Annotated in this window: 11 protein-coding genes; 2 read left to right on the plus strand and 9 right to left on the minus strand. The window is 74.9% G+C overall.

The annotated features are described in order from the left end of the window. The first annotated feature begins 139 nt into the window (after nucleotides 1-139). Entirely contained in the window at nucleotides 140-2,953 is a 2,814-nt protein-coding gene (locus tag ADL22_RS36590; protein ID WP_066972644.1) for an RCC1-like domain-containing protein, read from the plus strand. Here the strand turns inward: ADL22_RS36590 and ADL22_RS00920 are convergent. Beyond that, nucleotides 2,931-3,851 (minus strand): helix-turn-helix domain-containing protein, encoded by a 921-nt coding sequence (locus tag ADL22_RS00920; RefSeq protein ID WP_079063751.1) that lies wholly within the window; start codon nucleotides 3,849-3,851, stop codon nucleotides 2,931-2,933. The two genes, ADL22_RS36590 and ADL22_RS00920, sit on opposite strands and share 23 nt — an antisense overlap. Nucleotides 3,852-4,095: 244 nt before the next feature. Between ADL22_RS00920 and ADL22_RS00925 the strand changes: the two genes are divergently transcribed. Next, complete coding sequence (locus tag ADL22_RS00925; protein ID WP_079063752.1) at nucleotides 4,096-5,580, plus strand: MFS transporter; 1,485 nt, start codon at nucleotides 4,096-4,098, stop codon at nucleotides 5,578-5,580. 99 nt (nucleotides 5,581-5,679) lie between these two features. On the opposite strand, the gene ADL22_RS00930 is transcribed toward ADL22_RS00925, so the two are convergent. The 8 genes from ADL22_RS00930 to ADL22_RS00965 form a co-directional block, all read right to left on the minus strand. After that, nucleotides 5,680-6,906 carry a cytochrome P450 gene (locus ADL22_RS00930; protein ID WP_066972646.1) on the minus strand — a complete coding sequence of 409 codons (1,227 nt, stop codon included), beginning with the start codon at nucleotides 6,904-6,906 and terminating at the stop codon, nucleotides 5,680-5,682. A gap of 69 nt (nucleotides 6,907-6,975) precedes the next feature. Continuing rightward, entirely contained in the window at nucleotides 6,976-7,647 is a 672-nt protein-coding gene (locus ADL22_RS00935; RefSeq protein WP_066972839.1) for a tRNA-dependent cyclodipeptide synthase, read from the minus strand. 233 nt (nucleotides 7,648-7,880) lie between these two features. After that, a complete protein-coding gene (locus tag ADL22_RS00940) occupies nucleotides 7,881-9,446 on the minus strand; it encodes a condensation domain-containing protein (RefSeq protein WP_066972649.1) in 1,566 nt (521 codons plus the stop codon). Between the two features lie 50 nt (nucleotides 9,447-9,496). Further along, entirely contained in the window at nucleotides 9,497-10,774 is a 1,278-nt protein-coding gene (locus tag ADL22_RS00945; protein ID WP_066972650.1) for a hypothetical protein, read from the minus strand. Next, nucleotides 10,774-11,577: a thioesterase II family protein gene (locus ADL22_RS00950; protein ID WP_066972654.1), complete on the minus strand. Its 804-nt coding sequence runs from the start codon at nucleotides 11,575-11,577 to the stop codon at nucleotides 10,774-10,776. The genes ADL22_RS00945 and ADL22_RS00950 overlap by 1 nt, the downstream gene beginning before the upstream one ends. Then, nucleotides 11,574-13,385 carry a non-ribosomal peptide synthetase gene (locus ADL22_RS00955; protein WP_107116184.1) on the minus strand — a complete coding sequence of 604 codons (1,812 nt, stop codon included), beginning with the start codon at nucleotides 13,383-13,385 and terminating at the stop codon, nucleotides 11,574-11,576. The genes ADL22_RS00950 and ADL22_RS00955 overlap by 4 nt, the downstream gene beginning before the upstream one ends. A gap of 53 nt (nucleotides 13,386-13,438) precedes the next feature. Continuing rightward, nucleotides 13,439-13,702, minus strand: coding sequence for an acyl carrier protein (locus ADL22_RS00960; protein WP_066972666.1), 264 nt, complete (start codon nucleotides 13,700-13,702; stop codon nucleotides 13,439-13,441). Then, nucleotides 13,699-15,612 carry an HAD-IIIC family phosphatase gene (locus ADL22_RS00965; RefSeq protein ID WP_066972669.1) on the minus strand — a complete coding sequence of 638 codons (1,914 nt, stop codon included), beginning with the start codon at nucleotides 15,610-15,612 and terminating at the stop codon, nucleotides 13,699-13,701. Before ADL22_RS00965 ends, ADL22_RS00960 begins: the two co-directional genes overlap by 4 nt. Between the last annotated feature and the right edge of the window lie 21 nt (nucleotides 15,613-15,633).

Raw genomic sequence — 15,633 nt, forward strand, 5'->3', positions numbered from 1 at the left:
CCGGTGCGGTGCCGGGGGTGCCTGGCCTGCCTGGCGGTCTCGGGACGTTAGCTTGCCGCTGCGCGCCGTCCTGCCTGGCGGCCGGTGTGCCGCCGCCGCGCGCCGTTCGTATCCGCGACCCGTGAGAACGAGAGCAGCGATGAACACCTCCCTCCCGGCGGCCGGTGCCGCGCACCGGCACGGCACCGCCGCACCGCGCAAGACGCAGGTCTTCGCCTGGGGCGTCAACGACGAAGGCCAGGCGGACGTGCCGGTCCGGCTCGGCCGGGTCACCCATGTCGCCGCGGGATTTCTGCACAGCCTGGCGGTGCAGGAGGACGGAACGGTCGCGGCATGGGGGTGGAACGAACTCGGGCAGACAGATGTGCCGCCGGATCTGAAGGACGCGACGCACGTTGCCGCCGGCGGGTTTCACAGCCTGGCACTGCGCAAGGGCGGCACTCTCGCTGCCTGGGGATGGAACGGGCAGGGGCAGACGGACGTCCCGGTGGAACTCTCGCCTTTCACGCAGATTTCGGCCGGTTTCTATCACTCCCTGGCGTTGCGGAAGAACGGCACTGTGGCGGCGTGGGGGTCGAACTACTCCGGACAGACCGACGTGCCTCCGGAGCTGTCGGGCGTGGTGCAAGTCTCCGCCGGACACAACCACGGCCTGGCGCTGCGGGAGGACGGCACCGTCGTCGCCTGGGGATCGAACGCGCTCGGACAAGCGGCGGTGCCGGAAGGGCTCACGGGCGTCATCCAGATCGCCGCGGGAGGACTGGGCAATCTCGCGTTGCGGGACGACGGTACTGTCGTCGCCTGGGGCTCCGGCGAATTCGAGCCCCCGTCTGATCTGCGCGGTGTCGTCCAAGTGGCCGCCAGTCACACCCATGGCGTCGCCTTGCAGGACGACGGCACCGTCGTCACCTGGGGGGTGGGCTGGGCGGGCCAGATCGAGCCGCCCAGGGACCTGGAGGGCGTGACCCAGGTCGTGTCCGGGCTCCTGCACGACATGGCGCTGCGGAAGGACGGCACCGTTGTCAGCTGGGGCCGAACGTTCGTACCCCGGCCGCCGACGGAAGTGCTGAAGCAGACGGTGCAGCTCTCGGCCGGAGCGGGGCACACGGTGGCGCTGAGCAAATCCGGCACCGTCACCGCATGGGGAGACAACAAGTTCGGCCAGACATCGATCAGCGGTCGGCCCTTCATCGCTCATATCGCGGCGGGCTGGAACCACAGCCTGGTTGTCGCCGACGACCCCCGCGGCCACGTGTACGCAGCGGGCGACAACCGCTGGGGCCAGTCATCGGTGCCCCCGGACCTGCGGGACGCGGTGGGCGTCGCGGCAGGGCAGGCGCACAGCCTGGCGGTGCGGAAGGACGGCACCGTCGTCGCGTGGGGCAGCAACATCCGCAAGCAGTGCGAGGTGCCGCCGGGGCTGCGCGGGGTGGTGCGGGTGGCGGCCGGCGCCGAGCACAGCCTGGCGTTGAAGAAGGACGGCACCGTGGTCGCCTGGGGGGCTAACGGGGCCGGGCAGAGCACGGTGCCGGACGACGTGAGCGAGGTGGTGCAGGTCGCGGCCGGTGTCGGGCACAGTGTGGCGCTGCGGGCGAACGGCACGGTGGAGCAGTGGGGCGCCGAGGCCGGAACGGTGCCGGACGGGTTGGGCGATGTGGTCAGGATCGCGGCCGGGGCCCATCGCACGCTGGCGCTGAAGAAGGACGGCACCCTCGTCATCTGGGGCAGGCGCATCGCGGCGGCCACCTTGGTGCCCCTCGGGATGCGCAACGTCCACCTGATCGCCGCCGGTTCGGGCCACAACGTGGTGGCCGGCGCGGTGTACCTGCTGCCGGCGGCGAACTTCCAGCTCACCGCCGCGCCGGGCCAGGCGTTCGGGGAGCGGTTGCGGGCGCTGGCGCTCACGTCGGGCAGCGCGCCGCACAAGCCCGATCCGGTCGAGAACGCGTCGATCACGTTCTTCGTCGAGCACGGCCACGACGCCACGTTCGCCGGGGGTGCCGCCAAGGCCACCGTCACCACCGGCCGGGACGGTATCGCCACCGCCCCGGTGCTCACCGCCGGGAAGAAGACCGGCTCGTTCTTCGTGCACGCCGGCACCGACGACGGCAGCCGCCTCTTCCAGAGCTACCGCCTCACCGTGACCGGCCCGGAGCCCGACCCGGAGACCCACCCTCCGGGGCTGCCCCAGTCACCCCAACGCCCCGACGGACTAAGCGAGTTGCCTCGGGACGACGCTGCGGCGAAGGTCGGCTTCCTGGCCGCGACCAACGGCGAGACCCTCGCCCCCCGGTCCTGGGCGCCGGACCCGCGCGTCACGGTCTTCGACTTCAGCTACCAGGAGCCGATGGCCGGCGCCCAGGTCACCTTCACCATCAATCAGCCGGCCATGGCCTGCTTCCACACCGCGACCGGCCAGTCCGTGCCCTCGGTGACCGCCACCGCCGACGAACACGGCGTCGCCACCGCTCCCCGGCTCCGGACCCTCCAGCACGAGGGGCTCTTCACCCTCACCGTGACCATGGGCGACGATCCCCAGGCACCACCGGTCCACCTCGGCTACCGCGTCGGCAAGGGCAAACGCGGCCCGGTCGACGCCCCGTCCTGCGGCAAGCTGGCCGCCGGCCAGATCTGCGCGGCGTTCACCGTGCCGGACGGACGGAAGCTGGAGCTGCTGCTCAAGCGCGACCGGGAGGAGGTGCTCGTCGCCGGGGCCAGGCACCGGGCGCTCCCGGTACCCCTCGACGGCAGCAGCCTGCACGTCATCGTCAGGAAATCCCCGGGCGGCCAGGACCTGGCCACCGGGCAGCTGTTCTTCACCCGGAACGCCGGCGGCCTGATCACCATCGACCCGCGGACGAGCCAGCCGCCCGCCGCCGGCGGCTACCGGCTGGACCACGACCAGCTCACGGGCGTCAACCAGTTCGCCTTCAGCTGGACGAAGCGGCCGTGACGCACCCCGTGGCCAGGTCTCCGGGCTCCGGGCTCAGCCGGCCGGGACCGGCGCCCGCCGAGTCGAGGCGGAGCATGGCCGCCTCGGACGGGGTGCCGGGGGCCGCCTGGTAGACCACCATGCGCTGGCCGCCCGTCCGGGCCAGTCGCATGACCTCGTACGTCAGCGTCATCGGTCCGGCCTTCGGGTGCCGGAAGTTCTTCTGCCCGCCGCCGCGTTCGCAGACGTCGTACCGCTCCCACAGGCGCGCGAACTCCGGTGATTTCAGGACCAGTTCACCGACGAGCGCGGTCAGCTCGGGGTCGTCCGGGTCCGCTCCGGCGACCGCCCGCAGATGCGCCACGGAGAGCGCGACCGTCTCCTCCCACGGCTCGTAGAGCGTCCGGCCCACCGGGTGGAGGAAGAGGTAGCGGGTGAGGTTGCGCTGCTCCGGCGGCCAGTCCCAGAGTCCGGGCAGGAGGCGCCGGCCGGGCGGGTTCGCGGCCAGGAGGCGGTTGTAGCGGCTGACCACGTAGGCGGGGAGCGGGCGCACCGACTCCAGCATCCGCAGCACCGAATCGCGGACGGTGTGGTCGGAGGAGGCCGGCAGTTCGGCGATCCGGCCGGCGGCCAGCTCCGCGAGTTCGTGGAGGCGTTCGTACCCGTCGCCGCGCAGGCGCAGGGCGCGGCCGAGGGCGTCCACGACGGCGGGGGACGGGTTGGCCTCCCGGCCGCGCTCCAGGCGGATGTAGTAGTCGACGCTCACTCCGGCCAGCGCGGCCAGCTCTTCCCTGCGCAGTCCGGGGGTACGGCGCAGTCCCGCGCCGACGGGGAGGCCGACGTCCTCCGGGCGGACCTGCGCCCGGCGGGCCTTGAGATATCTGCCGAGCTCGGTACCCCGAGCCTCTCCTGCTGCCATTCGGCCGATTATGTCAGGCGGCCCGGGGGCGTGGGGGGCCCTGTCAGTACCTGGAACGCCGCACCCGGGGAACGGCCCGGTCTGCCGGGCGGCCGCGGAACGGCGGAGAGTTGGTCCCGCAGCGGGCGGCCCGGCCGCCGGGGCCCAGGGAGTGCACGGCACAGGACCGCGTCCCCGGCGGACCGCGGCCGCCCGCCCACCTCCAGCAACATGTCACCTACCCATCTCATAAACGGAGTTCGCCATGGGGACCGCTTCCGTCCTTTCCGCGTCCACGTCCGACGCGCCCGCCCCCGGGCCCGTTCGCCACTCGCCGGCGGCCACGCTCCGGCGACGACGGCCGGAGCGGTCCCGACCAGCCGGGCCGTCCGCCGGCGATCCCGCCGTACCGCGGCGCGGCGGCGCCGCGCTGGTCGCCTCGCTGCTCGGCTTCACGGTGATCACCATCGACGTCTCGGCGGTGAACATCGCGCTGCCCGCGATCGGCACGTCCCTGCGCGGCGGGATGACGGGGCTGCAGTGGGTGGTGGACGCGTACACGCTGATGTTCGCGGCGCTGATGCTGTCCGCCGGCGCCCTCTCCGACCGGGCGGGCGCCCGCCGCGCGTACGCCTGGGGCGTGGCCCTGTTCACCCTGGCCTCCCTCGGCTGCGCGCTGGCGCCCGGTATCGGGGTGCTGGTCGGCGCGCGGGTGGCGCAGGGCGCGGCGGCCGCGGTCGTGATGCCGGCCTCGCTGGCGCTGATCCGGCAGGCGTACGACGACGCCCGGGCGCGGGCCCGCGCCATCGCGCTGTGGACGGTCGGCGGTTCGGTGGCGATGGCCGCGGGGCCGGTCCTGGGCGGGCTGCTCACCGAGTCGGCCGGCTGGCGGGCGGTCTTCCTGCTCAACCTGCCGGTGGGCGCGGTGATCCTGGGCCTGCTGGTGCGGGTGGAGCGCTCGGCGCGGCGGCCCGCCGCGGTGGACCTCGGCGGCCAGCTCACCGCCGTACTGGCCCTGGCCGGGCTGGCGTTCGCGGTGATCGAGGGCGGCCACCTGGGGTGGACCAGCGCCCCCGTGCTGGCCGCCGGCGCGGTCGCCGTCGCTTCCGGGTTCGCCTTCCGGGCGGTGGAGGCCCGGCACCGCCAGCCGATGGTGCCGCTGGCCATGCTGGCGGACCGCCGGGTGAGTGTCCCGCTGGCGGTCGGTTTCGCCGTCAACGCGGCCTTCTACGGCGGGATCTTCCTGCTCGGGCTGTACTACCAGCAGCTGCGCGGGATGTCGGGGATCGAGGCCGGGCTGATGTTCGTCCCGATGTCGGTGGTGGTGACGGCGACGAACCTGGTCTCGCCGCGGCTGGCGGAGCGGATCGGGCGGCGGCCGGTGATCGTCGCCGGCCAGCTGATCTTCACCGGTGCGATGCTGGCCATGCTGCCGCTGGCCGCGCACACCCCGGTGTGGCTGGTGCTGGTCCTGCTGCTGCCGCTGAGCATCGGCGGGGCGCTGATCGTGCCCGCGCTGACCGCGCTGCTGATGGACGCCGTGCCGGGTGAGCGCGCCGGGACCGCGTCGGGGATGCTCAACTCCTTCCGGCAGACCGGCGGTGCGCTGGCGGTCGCCCTCTTCGGCGGGCTGCTCGCCGGTGCCGGCGGCGGCTTCTCCCTGCCGGGCATGCGCATCGGGCTGCTGGCCGTCGCCGCCCTGCTCCTCGTCACGGCCGCCGGGTCCCGGCTGCTGCTGCCCCGGGGGTGAGATCCCGAGGCCGGCCCCGTCGCGGAAGAGGTCGGCCAGGACGAAGCGCGCCCGGGACGCTGTCGAGGCAGCGCGCCCGGTCGTCGCCTTCCGGTGAGATCACCACAGGACCGGCAGCCTTTCCGGGACCCGCTTGATGTTGCCGGTGCGCCAGACCAGCTGGTCGGCGGGGAGCGCGAGACGCAGCCGCGGGAGGCGGGCGAGGAGGACGGTGAGGGCTTCGGCGGCATGGACCCGGGAGATCGCCGACGCGGGGCAGAAGTGGCGGCCGGCGCCGAACGCCAGGTGGGCGTTGGGCGAGCGGTCGGGGTCGAACCGCTCCGGGTCCGGGAACTGCTCGGGATCGTAGTTGGCGCCCTCCACGCAGACCAGCACCAGCTCACCGGCGCGCACCAGGACGTCCCCGACCCGGACGTCGGCCCGGGCGATCCGGGGCAGTCCGTCGCCGATCGACAGCGTGCACCGCAGCAGCTCCTCCACCGCGCCGGGCATCGTCTCGGGCCGCTCGCGCAGGCGGGCCATCGCCTCCGGGTGGAGGATCAGCGTCAGCACGGCGTGCAGCAGGAACACATAGGTGCTCATGGCGCCGGCGCCGAAGAGCGAGGTGACCGTGGCGGCCAGCATCGCGTCCGTCAGGCCGCCGCCGTCGCGCTCCGGGTCGTCGCGCAGTTCGCACAGCCGGCGGATCAGGCCCCGCTGGGCGGACCGGTCGGCGCGTACGTGCCGCAGGACGACGGCGTAGTCCTTGTCCCAGTTGGCGGTGCAGCCGTCGTAGACGACGGGGCTGGTGACGAAGCCGAGGTCCAGGCCGGACATCAGCCGCAGCCCCTCCTCGTACGGCAGGCCGAGCACCTCGCAGACCAGGGCGGCGGAGTACGGTTCGGCGAACCGCTGCCGCAGGTCGACCGGTGGCCCCTCCTCGACCATGGCGTCGACGAGTTCGTGCGCCCGCGCGGCCATCCACTCCGGGGAGGCGGGCCCGGACCGGGGCCCGAGGGCGCGCAGCACCTCCTGGTGGAGCCCGGCGCTGTTGACGTTGCCCATGGTGTTGACGGCCTCCGGGGGGATCGTCAGGGCGTACTGGCGCGGGACGCCGGGAGCGGCCGTGTCGCGCAGGCTGAAGCGTTCGTCGTCCAGCACCTGCCGGGCCAGCGCGTAGCTGGTGACCAGCCAGGCGTCGTCGCCGGTGAGGGTCCGGATGCGCGCGACCGGGCGCTCGGCGCGCAGCCGCGCGCAGTCGGCGGGCACGATGTCGCCGCGCCGGGGCAGCGGCCACTCGACATCGGCGTAGGGAGGCGGGGAGTTGTCGGTGGTGGGGTGGGCCATGGCGGTCTGCTCTCCTCTTCGGCTCCGGAGCGGGCCGGTTCGGGTCGGGCGGGTCGGGGCACGCGTCGGTCAGTCCCGGCACGTGACGATGGCGTAGCCCTGGTTGCCGGCCGGGCGCAGTCCGGTGCGGCGCTCGCCGAACAGCAGCCGGCCCAGGGAGGGGACGGTGTGGTAGCACTGGACGGACGAGTCGACGCCCAGGATCCGCGGGGTGTCGATGAAGAACGGCAACTCGGCGTCCACGTAGGCGAGTGCGGCCCGCATCTGGGCGGAGGTGGGGTGGGCGCCGGGAGCCAGCCGCTTGGCGAGGAACTGGTACGCCAAGGCGTCCTGGGCCGCCCGCAGTTCCGGGTCGGTCCGCAGCGCCGCCCGCGTCCTGGCGCGCACCGCCTGATAACCGGGCTGGTCGAGGAAGGCGGACAGCGGCCGGGTCCGTACGCGCTCCGCCGCCGCGCCGATGTCCTCCAGCGCGCCGCCGATGCGCCGCCGCACGCCGCTGAGTTGCTTGGCCGCGCTCCGGCGCGCGGCGAGCGGAGCGTAGCCGAGGGCTTCCAGCATCGCTTCCAGGGCGACGTCCGCGTGGACGACGTCCACGGCGGCGAAGTGCTCGATCGCCCATGCCAGTGTGTCGGCCAGATGCCGGCGGCTGAAGTAGCTGTTGCCCGTGCTCACTCCGCACAGCGCGTGGTCGCCGCGCCGCAGGAGCCGTTCGCTGTCCGCTCCGAGGGGTAAGACCGTCACGCCATGGCCGTCCGGGGTCCGCGGCTCGCTGTGGGCCATCGCTGCTCCCGCCACACCTACGCAGGCATACGTATCGCCATATGCCCCTATAGAGTGACGAAAATGCTGTCAATGCCTCGGAGGTGTGACAGTGAGTAGTTGCCGGGCGGGGTGTGCGCCCCCGCCGCGACCCCGTGCGCGCCGGCCCGGCCGGCAGGCCGTTGGGCCTCCGCGCCGGGCCGGCTGGGGTCCCGCTACCGGACGGCGGCGGGCCCGTCAGGTGAGGTGGCCAGGGCGTGCACCGCGGCCAGGAGTCTGGTGAGGAGGTCGGCGGGGAGGTCGGTGCCGCAGCGGGTCACGTCGGCGGTGACGTGGAGGGTCAGACCGGAGCCGGCCGTTTCGTTGAGCGCCTCGATGCGGACGGGGAGGCTGGTGTGGTCGCGCATGTCCTCCTCGACGGCGAGCAGGCCGGAGGCGAGGAGTGCGTCGCGGGGGTGGAAGCGGACGTAGTTGAAGGTCACCTCGAAGGGGTTGTGGCCGAGCAGCCGGCGCACCTCGGAGTGCGGGAAGCGGCGGTGCGGGAGGAGGTCGTTCTCGGCGTCGAGGGCGAGCCGGCCGGCGGTGCGCCAGGTCGCGCCGGTGAGGTCGAGGCGGACCGGGAGCTGGTTGAGGAAGAGGCCGAGGGTGACGTCGGCGCCGGTGCGTTCGGGCCGGCCGTTGAGCAGCAGGCCGACGACCGGGGTCGCGGTCTCCCAGGCCGCGCCGACCGCGGCGCAGGCGGCGGCGAGCAGCAGGCTCTTGACGGGCAGCCCGGAGGCGGCGGCCAGGGCGTCCAGGCGGCGGGCGTCATCGGCCGGGACGGCGGCGCTGACCTTGTGGTGGTCCGGCGCCTCGACGCCCGCGGTGCGCTGCGCGGGCAGCAGCTCCTTGAGCCCCACGAAGTGGCGCGCGGAGGCGGGGTCGGCGGCGGACTCCCGCTCCAGGCGTACGAACTCGGCGTACGGGACGGGCTCGGGCAGGTCGAGGTGTTCGCCGGCGAGCGACGCGGCGTAGCAGCGGACGAGTTCGTTGAAGAAGACCGCCTCGCTCCAGCCGTCGAGGATGGCGTGGTGGAAGGAGTACGAGAGCCGGAAGGCGTCGGGGCCGAGGCGGGCCGCGTGCACCCGGAGGAGTGGGGCCCGCTCCGGATCGTAGGGGCGGCCGAGGTCCGCCATGGTCGCTTCGTAGCGGGCGGTGGCGGTCGCCTCGTCGAGGCCCTGGTGGTCGTCGGTGGTCAGCGGGATCGGGGCGTCGCGCAGGACGAGCTGCATCGGTTCGCTGAACGTGCCGAGGTCGAAGCGGGTGCGCAGGGCCGGGTGGCGGCGGGAGAGCCGGTCGAGGGCGGCGCGCAGCGCCTCGGGGTCCAGCGGGCGGTTGACGGTGCGGGAGATCACGTCGAGGTAGAAGGCGCCGTCGCTGACCAGGCTCTCGTAGATCAGGCCGAGTTGGAGGCGGGCGCAGGGGAAGGCGTCCTCGGCGTCGTCGGGGACGCGGGCCCGGTCGAGGGGGCCGAGCAGGTCGGCGGCGCGGCCCTCGGCGGCGGGCCCGGCGGCGGCGAGGGCCTGGCAGGCGCCGCGCGGGGTCGGGTTCCGGAACAGGTCGAGCAGCGAGAGCGCCAGGCCCTGTTCCTGGGCCGCGCCGATGACCTGGAGGGCGAGCAGGGAGTCGCCGCCGAGGGAGAAGAAGTCGTCGTCGGGGCCGACCTCGTCGGCGCCGAGGATGTCCTTCCAGATCGCGGCGAGCAGGTCCTCGGGGGCCGGTGTCGTGGTGCGGTCGTTCATCGCGGTGTGTCCCTCTCGGTGATGCGCGGGGTGGTCGGCGGGGTACGCGGTCACAGGGCGCCCAGGCCGGCGCCGGTGACCTCGCGGGGGCCCTGGTCGCCGAAGGCGAAGCGGTAGCGCAGGGTGGCGTCGATGTCCTTGACGATGGCGGCGAGTTCGGGGACGTCGTCGGCCTCGCCCATGACGATGTCCAGCTCCAGGGTCTGGACGCCGCCGGGCAGCGCGGTGCCCGGCCGGGCGTACGGGCGGTACAGCGTGACCCCGGGCAGCCGCTTGACCGCGTCGGCGCCGTCGATGCCCAGCAGGGTGCCGGGGGTGCGGGGCGCGGGGTGGAACAGCTGGAAGTAGGCGCGGCCCTGGTAGAAGGCGGGAAGGTCGGGGCGTTCGCCGAGGGCGACGCGGCCGGCCAGCTCGATGAGGTTGGTGTTCTGGGCGCGGACGGAGAGTTCGTTGATACCGCCGCCGAGCCGGCCGTTGACCTCGATGAGCCGGGGGCCTTGGGGGGTGAGTTTGATCTCGGTGTGGGTGAGTCCGTCGCGGACGCCGAGGGCCTCGACGGCGCGGCGGGCCAGGTCGCGGCAGGCGGCGTCCTCGGCGGCGCCGAGCGGTGAGGGCCAGAAGCGGCCGGTCTCCCGGAAGGGGGGCACCATCGGGAACTTGCCGGTGACGGCGAGGTCGGTGACGGTGCCGCCCTGGACGATGCTCTCGATGGAGACGTAGTCGCCGAACGGGCCGCAGTCCCGGCCCGGCAGGTACTCCTCCAGGACGAGGGTGCCGCCGGCGACCAGGCCGGGGCAGTCGTCGCCGAGCAGGGTGCGGGCCAGTTCGCGGCCGGCGGCGGCGTCGGTGATGTGGAAGGTGTTGCGGCTGCCGCCGCCGTGCGCGGGCTTGAGGACGGCGGGCAGCCCTGTGGCGGCGACCGCCGCGTCCCAGTCGGCGAGGGTGTCGATACGGCGGCAGCGCACGGCGTCGACACCGGCCGCCGACAGGGCGGCGCGCTGCTGCCACTTGTCGGTGAGCAGCCCGATGGTGCCCCGGTCGTGGAACGGCAGCGCGAGCTGCTCGGCGAGCGCGGCGGCCAGGTGCAGGGCGCGTTCGCTGTACGTGACGATGCCGTCCGCGGCGTGGGCCCGCAGCCGCCGGGCGGCCTCCGGGACCGAGTCGGTCAGCACGACGGGCCCGAACCGGTCGAGCAGCGGCTCCATGGCGCGGGTGTGCGCGTCGGGTTCGGCGACGAACACGCAGTCGGCCCAGGGGGCGAGGCCGACGGCGATGTCCCCGGGGTGCGCCGCGCCGTCCGCGTACACCACGACGAGGGTCTTGCGCATCAGAGGTCCCTTCCGGTCGTCCGGGCGTCGGCGGTCACCGGGTGGCGCAGCCGGGCCCGGATCAGCCCGCCGAACGCGGCGGTGGCGCCCCGGTAGTAGAAGTGGTCGCCGGGCAGGACGGCCGCGGCGAACGGGCCGGTGGTCCAGGACCGCCAGGCGTCCAGGTAGGGCCGTTCGACCCAGGGGTCAGCGGCGCCGCCGAGGGCGAGCAGGGGGCAGGTGAGGGGGCGGGGCGGGCCGGGGCGGTAGCGGGCCAGGAGGAGGTAGTCGGCGCGCAGGACCGGGATCGCCAGGTCGGCGATATCGGCCAGCGGGGACTCCCCCAGCTCGGCGTTGCCGCCGGTGGCCAGCTCCGCGATCCAGTCGTCGCGGGTCATGGCGAGCACCGCGGCCGGGTCGAGGCGCTGCAGGTCCGGGGGGCGGGCGGCGGAGACGGCCAGGAGTTCCACGTCCCGGGCCAGGTCGTGCAGGCGGTGCGCGATCTCGTAGCAGAGGACGGCGCCCAGGCTGTGGCCCACCAGGACGAGGGGGCCGTCGGTGGCGTCGGCGATCTCCTGGGCCGCGGCGGCCGCCAGTGCGGTCAGGTCGGTGGCGTGCGGTTCGGCGGAGCGGGGGCCGCGGCCCGGGTACTGGAGGGCGAGGGCCCGCTCGCCCGGGGCGCGCAGGTCGGGCAGCCACTCGGCGAGGGCATAGGCGCTGCCGCCCCCGAACGGGGCGAGGACGAAGGTGCGCGGCGGCGGCTCCGGGCGGGCCGGCTGCTCGGTGAACTCCCAGAGCAGGCGCGTGAGTTGGCGGCGTCTCACAGGTCGACCACCGTGGTCCGGTCGGGCGCGTCCCGGTCCGGGGTCTCGGTGCCGGTCAGCGCGGCGGCGAGTTCGGCGACGGTCGCGTGCGCGTACAGCTGGGCGATGACCAGCTGGGGGTGGTGGCGGCGCAGCCGGGCGAAGACGGTGAGCGCCTTGAAGGAGTCGCCGCCGATGTCCAGGAAGCGTTCGTCGCGGCCGATGCCCGTGCGGCCCAGCGCCTCCTCCCAGATGCCGGCGATGAGCCGCTCGGTGCCCGGGCGCGGTGCCCGGCCGGGGTCGGCGGCCGGGGTGGGGGCGGCGGTGGCCGCGGCGGCGCGCAGGGCGGCGAAGTCGGTCTTGCCGTTGAGGTTGACCGGGATCGCGGCGACGGTGTGCACGGCGCCGGGCACCAGGGCGGACGGCAGGGTGGCGCGCAGCTCGGGCAGCAGGGCGCGCGGGTCGGCGTCGCCGGTGATGTAGGCGACGAGCTCCAGCGGGGCGTCCGGTGTGGCGCGTTCGCCGGTGACGACGGCCTGGCGCACGCCGGGGCGGGCGAGCAGCGCCGCCTCGACCTCGCCGGGCTCGACGCGGTTGCCGCGGATCTTCAGCTGCCGGTCGGCGCGGCCGAGGTAGTCGAGCCGGCCGTCCGGCTCGCGGATGACCAGGTCGTCGGTGCAGTAGTGGACGCCGCCGCCGGGTCCGTCCAGTTCGACGAACTTGGCGCGGGTCAGGGCGGCTTCCCCGAGGTAACCGGCGGCGACGCAGGCACCGCCGAGGTAGAGGATGCCGGGGGTGCCGTCCGGCACCGGGCGCAGGCGCTCGTCCAGGACGCGGGCCTCGACCCCGGCCAGCGGGGTGCCTATGGCGACCCGCGGGCCCGCGGTGTCGGCGGGCCGCACCCGGTGCATGGTGGCCAGGATCGTCGCCTCGGAGGGGCCGTAGCCGTTGTGGACCTCCAGGTCGGGGCGGACCCGCAGGATCTCCTCGGCGAGCCGGGGCGGGAACGCCTCGCCGGCCACCACCAGCACCCGGCGCGGCAGCAGCGCGGCGAGGTCGCCCTCGGCGGCGAGCGCGGCCAGCTGCGAGGGGGTGTAGGTGAGGCAGTCGGCGGGGTGCGCGGCGAGGTCGGCGGCGAGCGCCTGGGGGTCGAGGGTGGTGTCGCGCGGGTAGACGTCGAGCCGGGCCCCGGACAGCAGGGCGCCGTACACCGACACCTTGCCGAGGTCGGCGGCGAACGTGGTGGCCAGGCCGTAGCTGTCCAGGCCGGTGGCGGCCACCCGGTCGTGGAACGCGGCGCAGTAGTTGAGCAGCGCCCGGTGCTGCACCTGGACCGCCTTGGGCGTGCCGGTGGAGCCGGAGGTGCACACCAGGTACGCGGTGTCGTCGGGGTGCAGACCGGGGTCGATGGTGTACGGGGCGCCGGGGCCGGCGGTGGTGACGGTGCGGACCGGTGCGGCGGTTTCGGCGAGCCGGGGGCGGTTGCGTGCGTCGGTGAGGACGGCGGCGGCCTTGGTGGTGCCCAGCAGGGTGGTGACGCGGTGGTCGGGGTCGGTGGCCTCGATGTGGACGTAGGCGGCGCCGACGGCCCAGGCGGCGAGGACGCCGATCATGCAGCGGTGCGAGCGGTCCATCAGGGTGGCGACGATGTCGCCGCGGCCCACGCCCCGTTCGCGCAGCCAGTCGGCGGTCTCGCCGGCGGCGGCCGCCAGCTCCTCGTACGTCAGGTGGGCATCGTCCTGGCGCAGGGCCGGGCGGTGCGCGGCGGTGCGCGCGGTGTCCGCGAAGACATGGGCCGCCGTGCGCGGGGACGGGGTGGTGCCGGTCATCGGGGGCTCCGTTCGGGGGGTCGGGGCGGCTCGGGGCGCTTCGGCCGGGGCGGTCATCGCCGCTGCCCGCCGGGCGCGGCGCCGATCAGGCCCGCGAGGCCGCCGACGGTCTCGGTGCCGAGGTAGGTGCGCAGGTCGAGCTTGATGCCGTAGTGCTCCTCGACGGCGGTGAGCAGGCGCAGCGCGGCGAAGCTGTTCCAGTGGCCGAGGGCGTCGAAGCGGGTGTCGCCGGTGAGCTGCCCGGCGGGAACGTCGGTGACGCGGGAGATCACCTCGGCCAGTGCCGTGGGGGCCGGGGCGGCGGTGTGGTCGCTCATGGGATGCGGTGTCCTTCACGGGAGTCGGCGAGGGCGGGGGCGGTGACGGTGGTGGTGATCCACGGGGCGGTGGTGCGGGGCCCGGGGTCCAGGGCCAGGCTCCGGCGTGCGGTGCCGCTGGCGCCGGGCGCGGCCGGGGCGAAACCGGCCTCGTCGAGGAAGCGGGCGGCGGGCCCGTTGCGCGGGGTGGCGCGGAAGTCGGCCTCCAGGCGGTGCGCGCCGGCGGCCCGGGCCGCGTCGGCGACCGCGCCGAGGACCGCGTGCTCCACGCCGCGCGCGAAGACCCGGCAGCTCATCACGGCGTTCTCCAGCACCCAGTGGTCCGGGTGGCGGGCGATCCACAGCGCGCCCACGATCCCCTCGTCGCCGAACCGGTCGGCGACCTCGAAGGCGAGCAGGGCGTGGTCGGGCGAGTGCGCCATGCGGCGTGTCGCGTCCTCCGGGTGGCAGCGGCCGGTCAGGTTGAACTGGTTGGTGCGGCCGCCGAGTTGGACGATCCGCGGCAGGGTGTAGTCGTCGGCGGCGCGGAGGGTGACGCGCAGGCCGAGGCCGTGCAGATAGTCCTCGGGCGAGGGCTGCTCGGCGGAGAAGCGGTGCCGCTGGGCGCGCGCCCGGTACAGGCCGGTGCGCTCCTTGTCGGTGTCCGTGGTGGTGAGCGCGTCGAAGCCGCCCTCGGCGAGCAGGGCCGCCGCGTGCCCGGCCGGGTCGCCCGCCAGGTGGATGACGGTGACCTCGGGGAGCGCGTGGCGTACGAGGTCGCATTCGAAGGCCGAGTCGTCGGCGAAGACCATCGCGTCCAGGCCGATGTTGAGCTGCTCGGCGATCCGCCGGATGCTGTCGTCCTTGGCGCCCCACCCGGCCTCGATGGCGACGAAGTCCGAGGCGCGCAGCAGGAGTTCGGGGTGTTCGTCGAGGACGCGGGCGACCAGGTCCGGGTCGTTCTTGCTGGCGACGGCGAGCAGGACGCCCTGCCGGCGCAGGGCCAGGGCGGTGCGCTGCACGGCGGCGTAGGCGTTGCCCGGGTACAGCGGGCCGATCTCGATGTTCTCCGGGCCGTCGTCGCCGAGGACGCCGCCCCACAGGGTGTTGTCGAGGTCGAGGACCAGGCACTTCCTGCCGCGGCCGGTGAGCGCCCGGGCGTAGCCGGCCACTTCGGCGGCGTAGCGGTGCTCGACGCCGGGGGCCCAGGCCATCTGCGCGAAGGCGTGCAGCCGGGCGTCGCGCAGCGGGCCGGGGTGTTCGGCGAGCAGGGTCTCCAGGTCGAGGACGTCCACGCGGTCGGTCCGCTCGGCGAGGTCGAGGATCCGCAGGTTCAGTTCGCGCCACAGCCGGGCGAGGGCGGCGCGGCCCCGGTGCGAGACGATCCGGCGCAGGGCGGCGGCGGGCAGCGGCACCGTGGCCAGCAGGACGGCGCCCGCGGTGCGCGCGGCGTACGCGGTGACGGCGGCGGCGAAGCGTTCCCAGCGCTCCTCGACCGCCGCGCGCAGCGCCGCCGCGTCGCCGGGGTCGACGTCGCGCGGCAGGAGCACCTCCTCGTGCGCCGGACACAGGGTCAGGTCGGCGCCGAACGCGTCGAGGCCGTCCACCGCCCCGCCCAGCAGCAGCAGTTGCCGGTCGGGGGCGGTGATGTGGAACTCGGGGGCGAAGCCGGCGGCGAGCAGCGCGATCCGCAGCGGCGCGGCCAGCTGGTCGGCGGTGAACGAGGGGACGAGCGCCACCCGCAGCGGGCGCGGCTCGTGGCCGGGCGGGAACAGCAGCCGGGGGTCGGCGGCGGCCAGGATCCGGCCGGCCTCCCGGACCGCGGGGAGGTCGGCGCGGCCGGCAAGGCGGGCCGCGAGGCCCGGGTCGGGGGCGGCGCCGGGTTCGGTCAGGCGCCGGGCCCGGGTCAGCAGGTCGTCGTCGTCAGCCATCGGTCCTCGGGTCCTTCCAGG

Origin of the sequence: Streptomyces sp. NRRL F-4489 (genome assembly GCF_001509485.1) — a bacterium.
Lineage (GTDB): Bacteria > Actinomycetota > Actinomycetes > Streptomycetales > Streptomycetaceae > Streptomyces.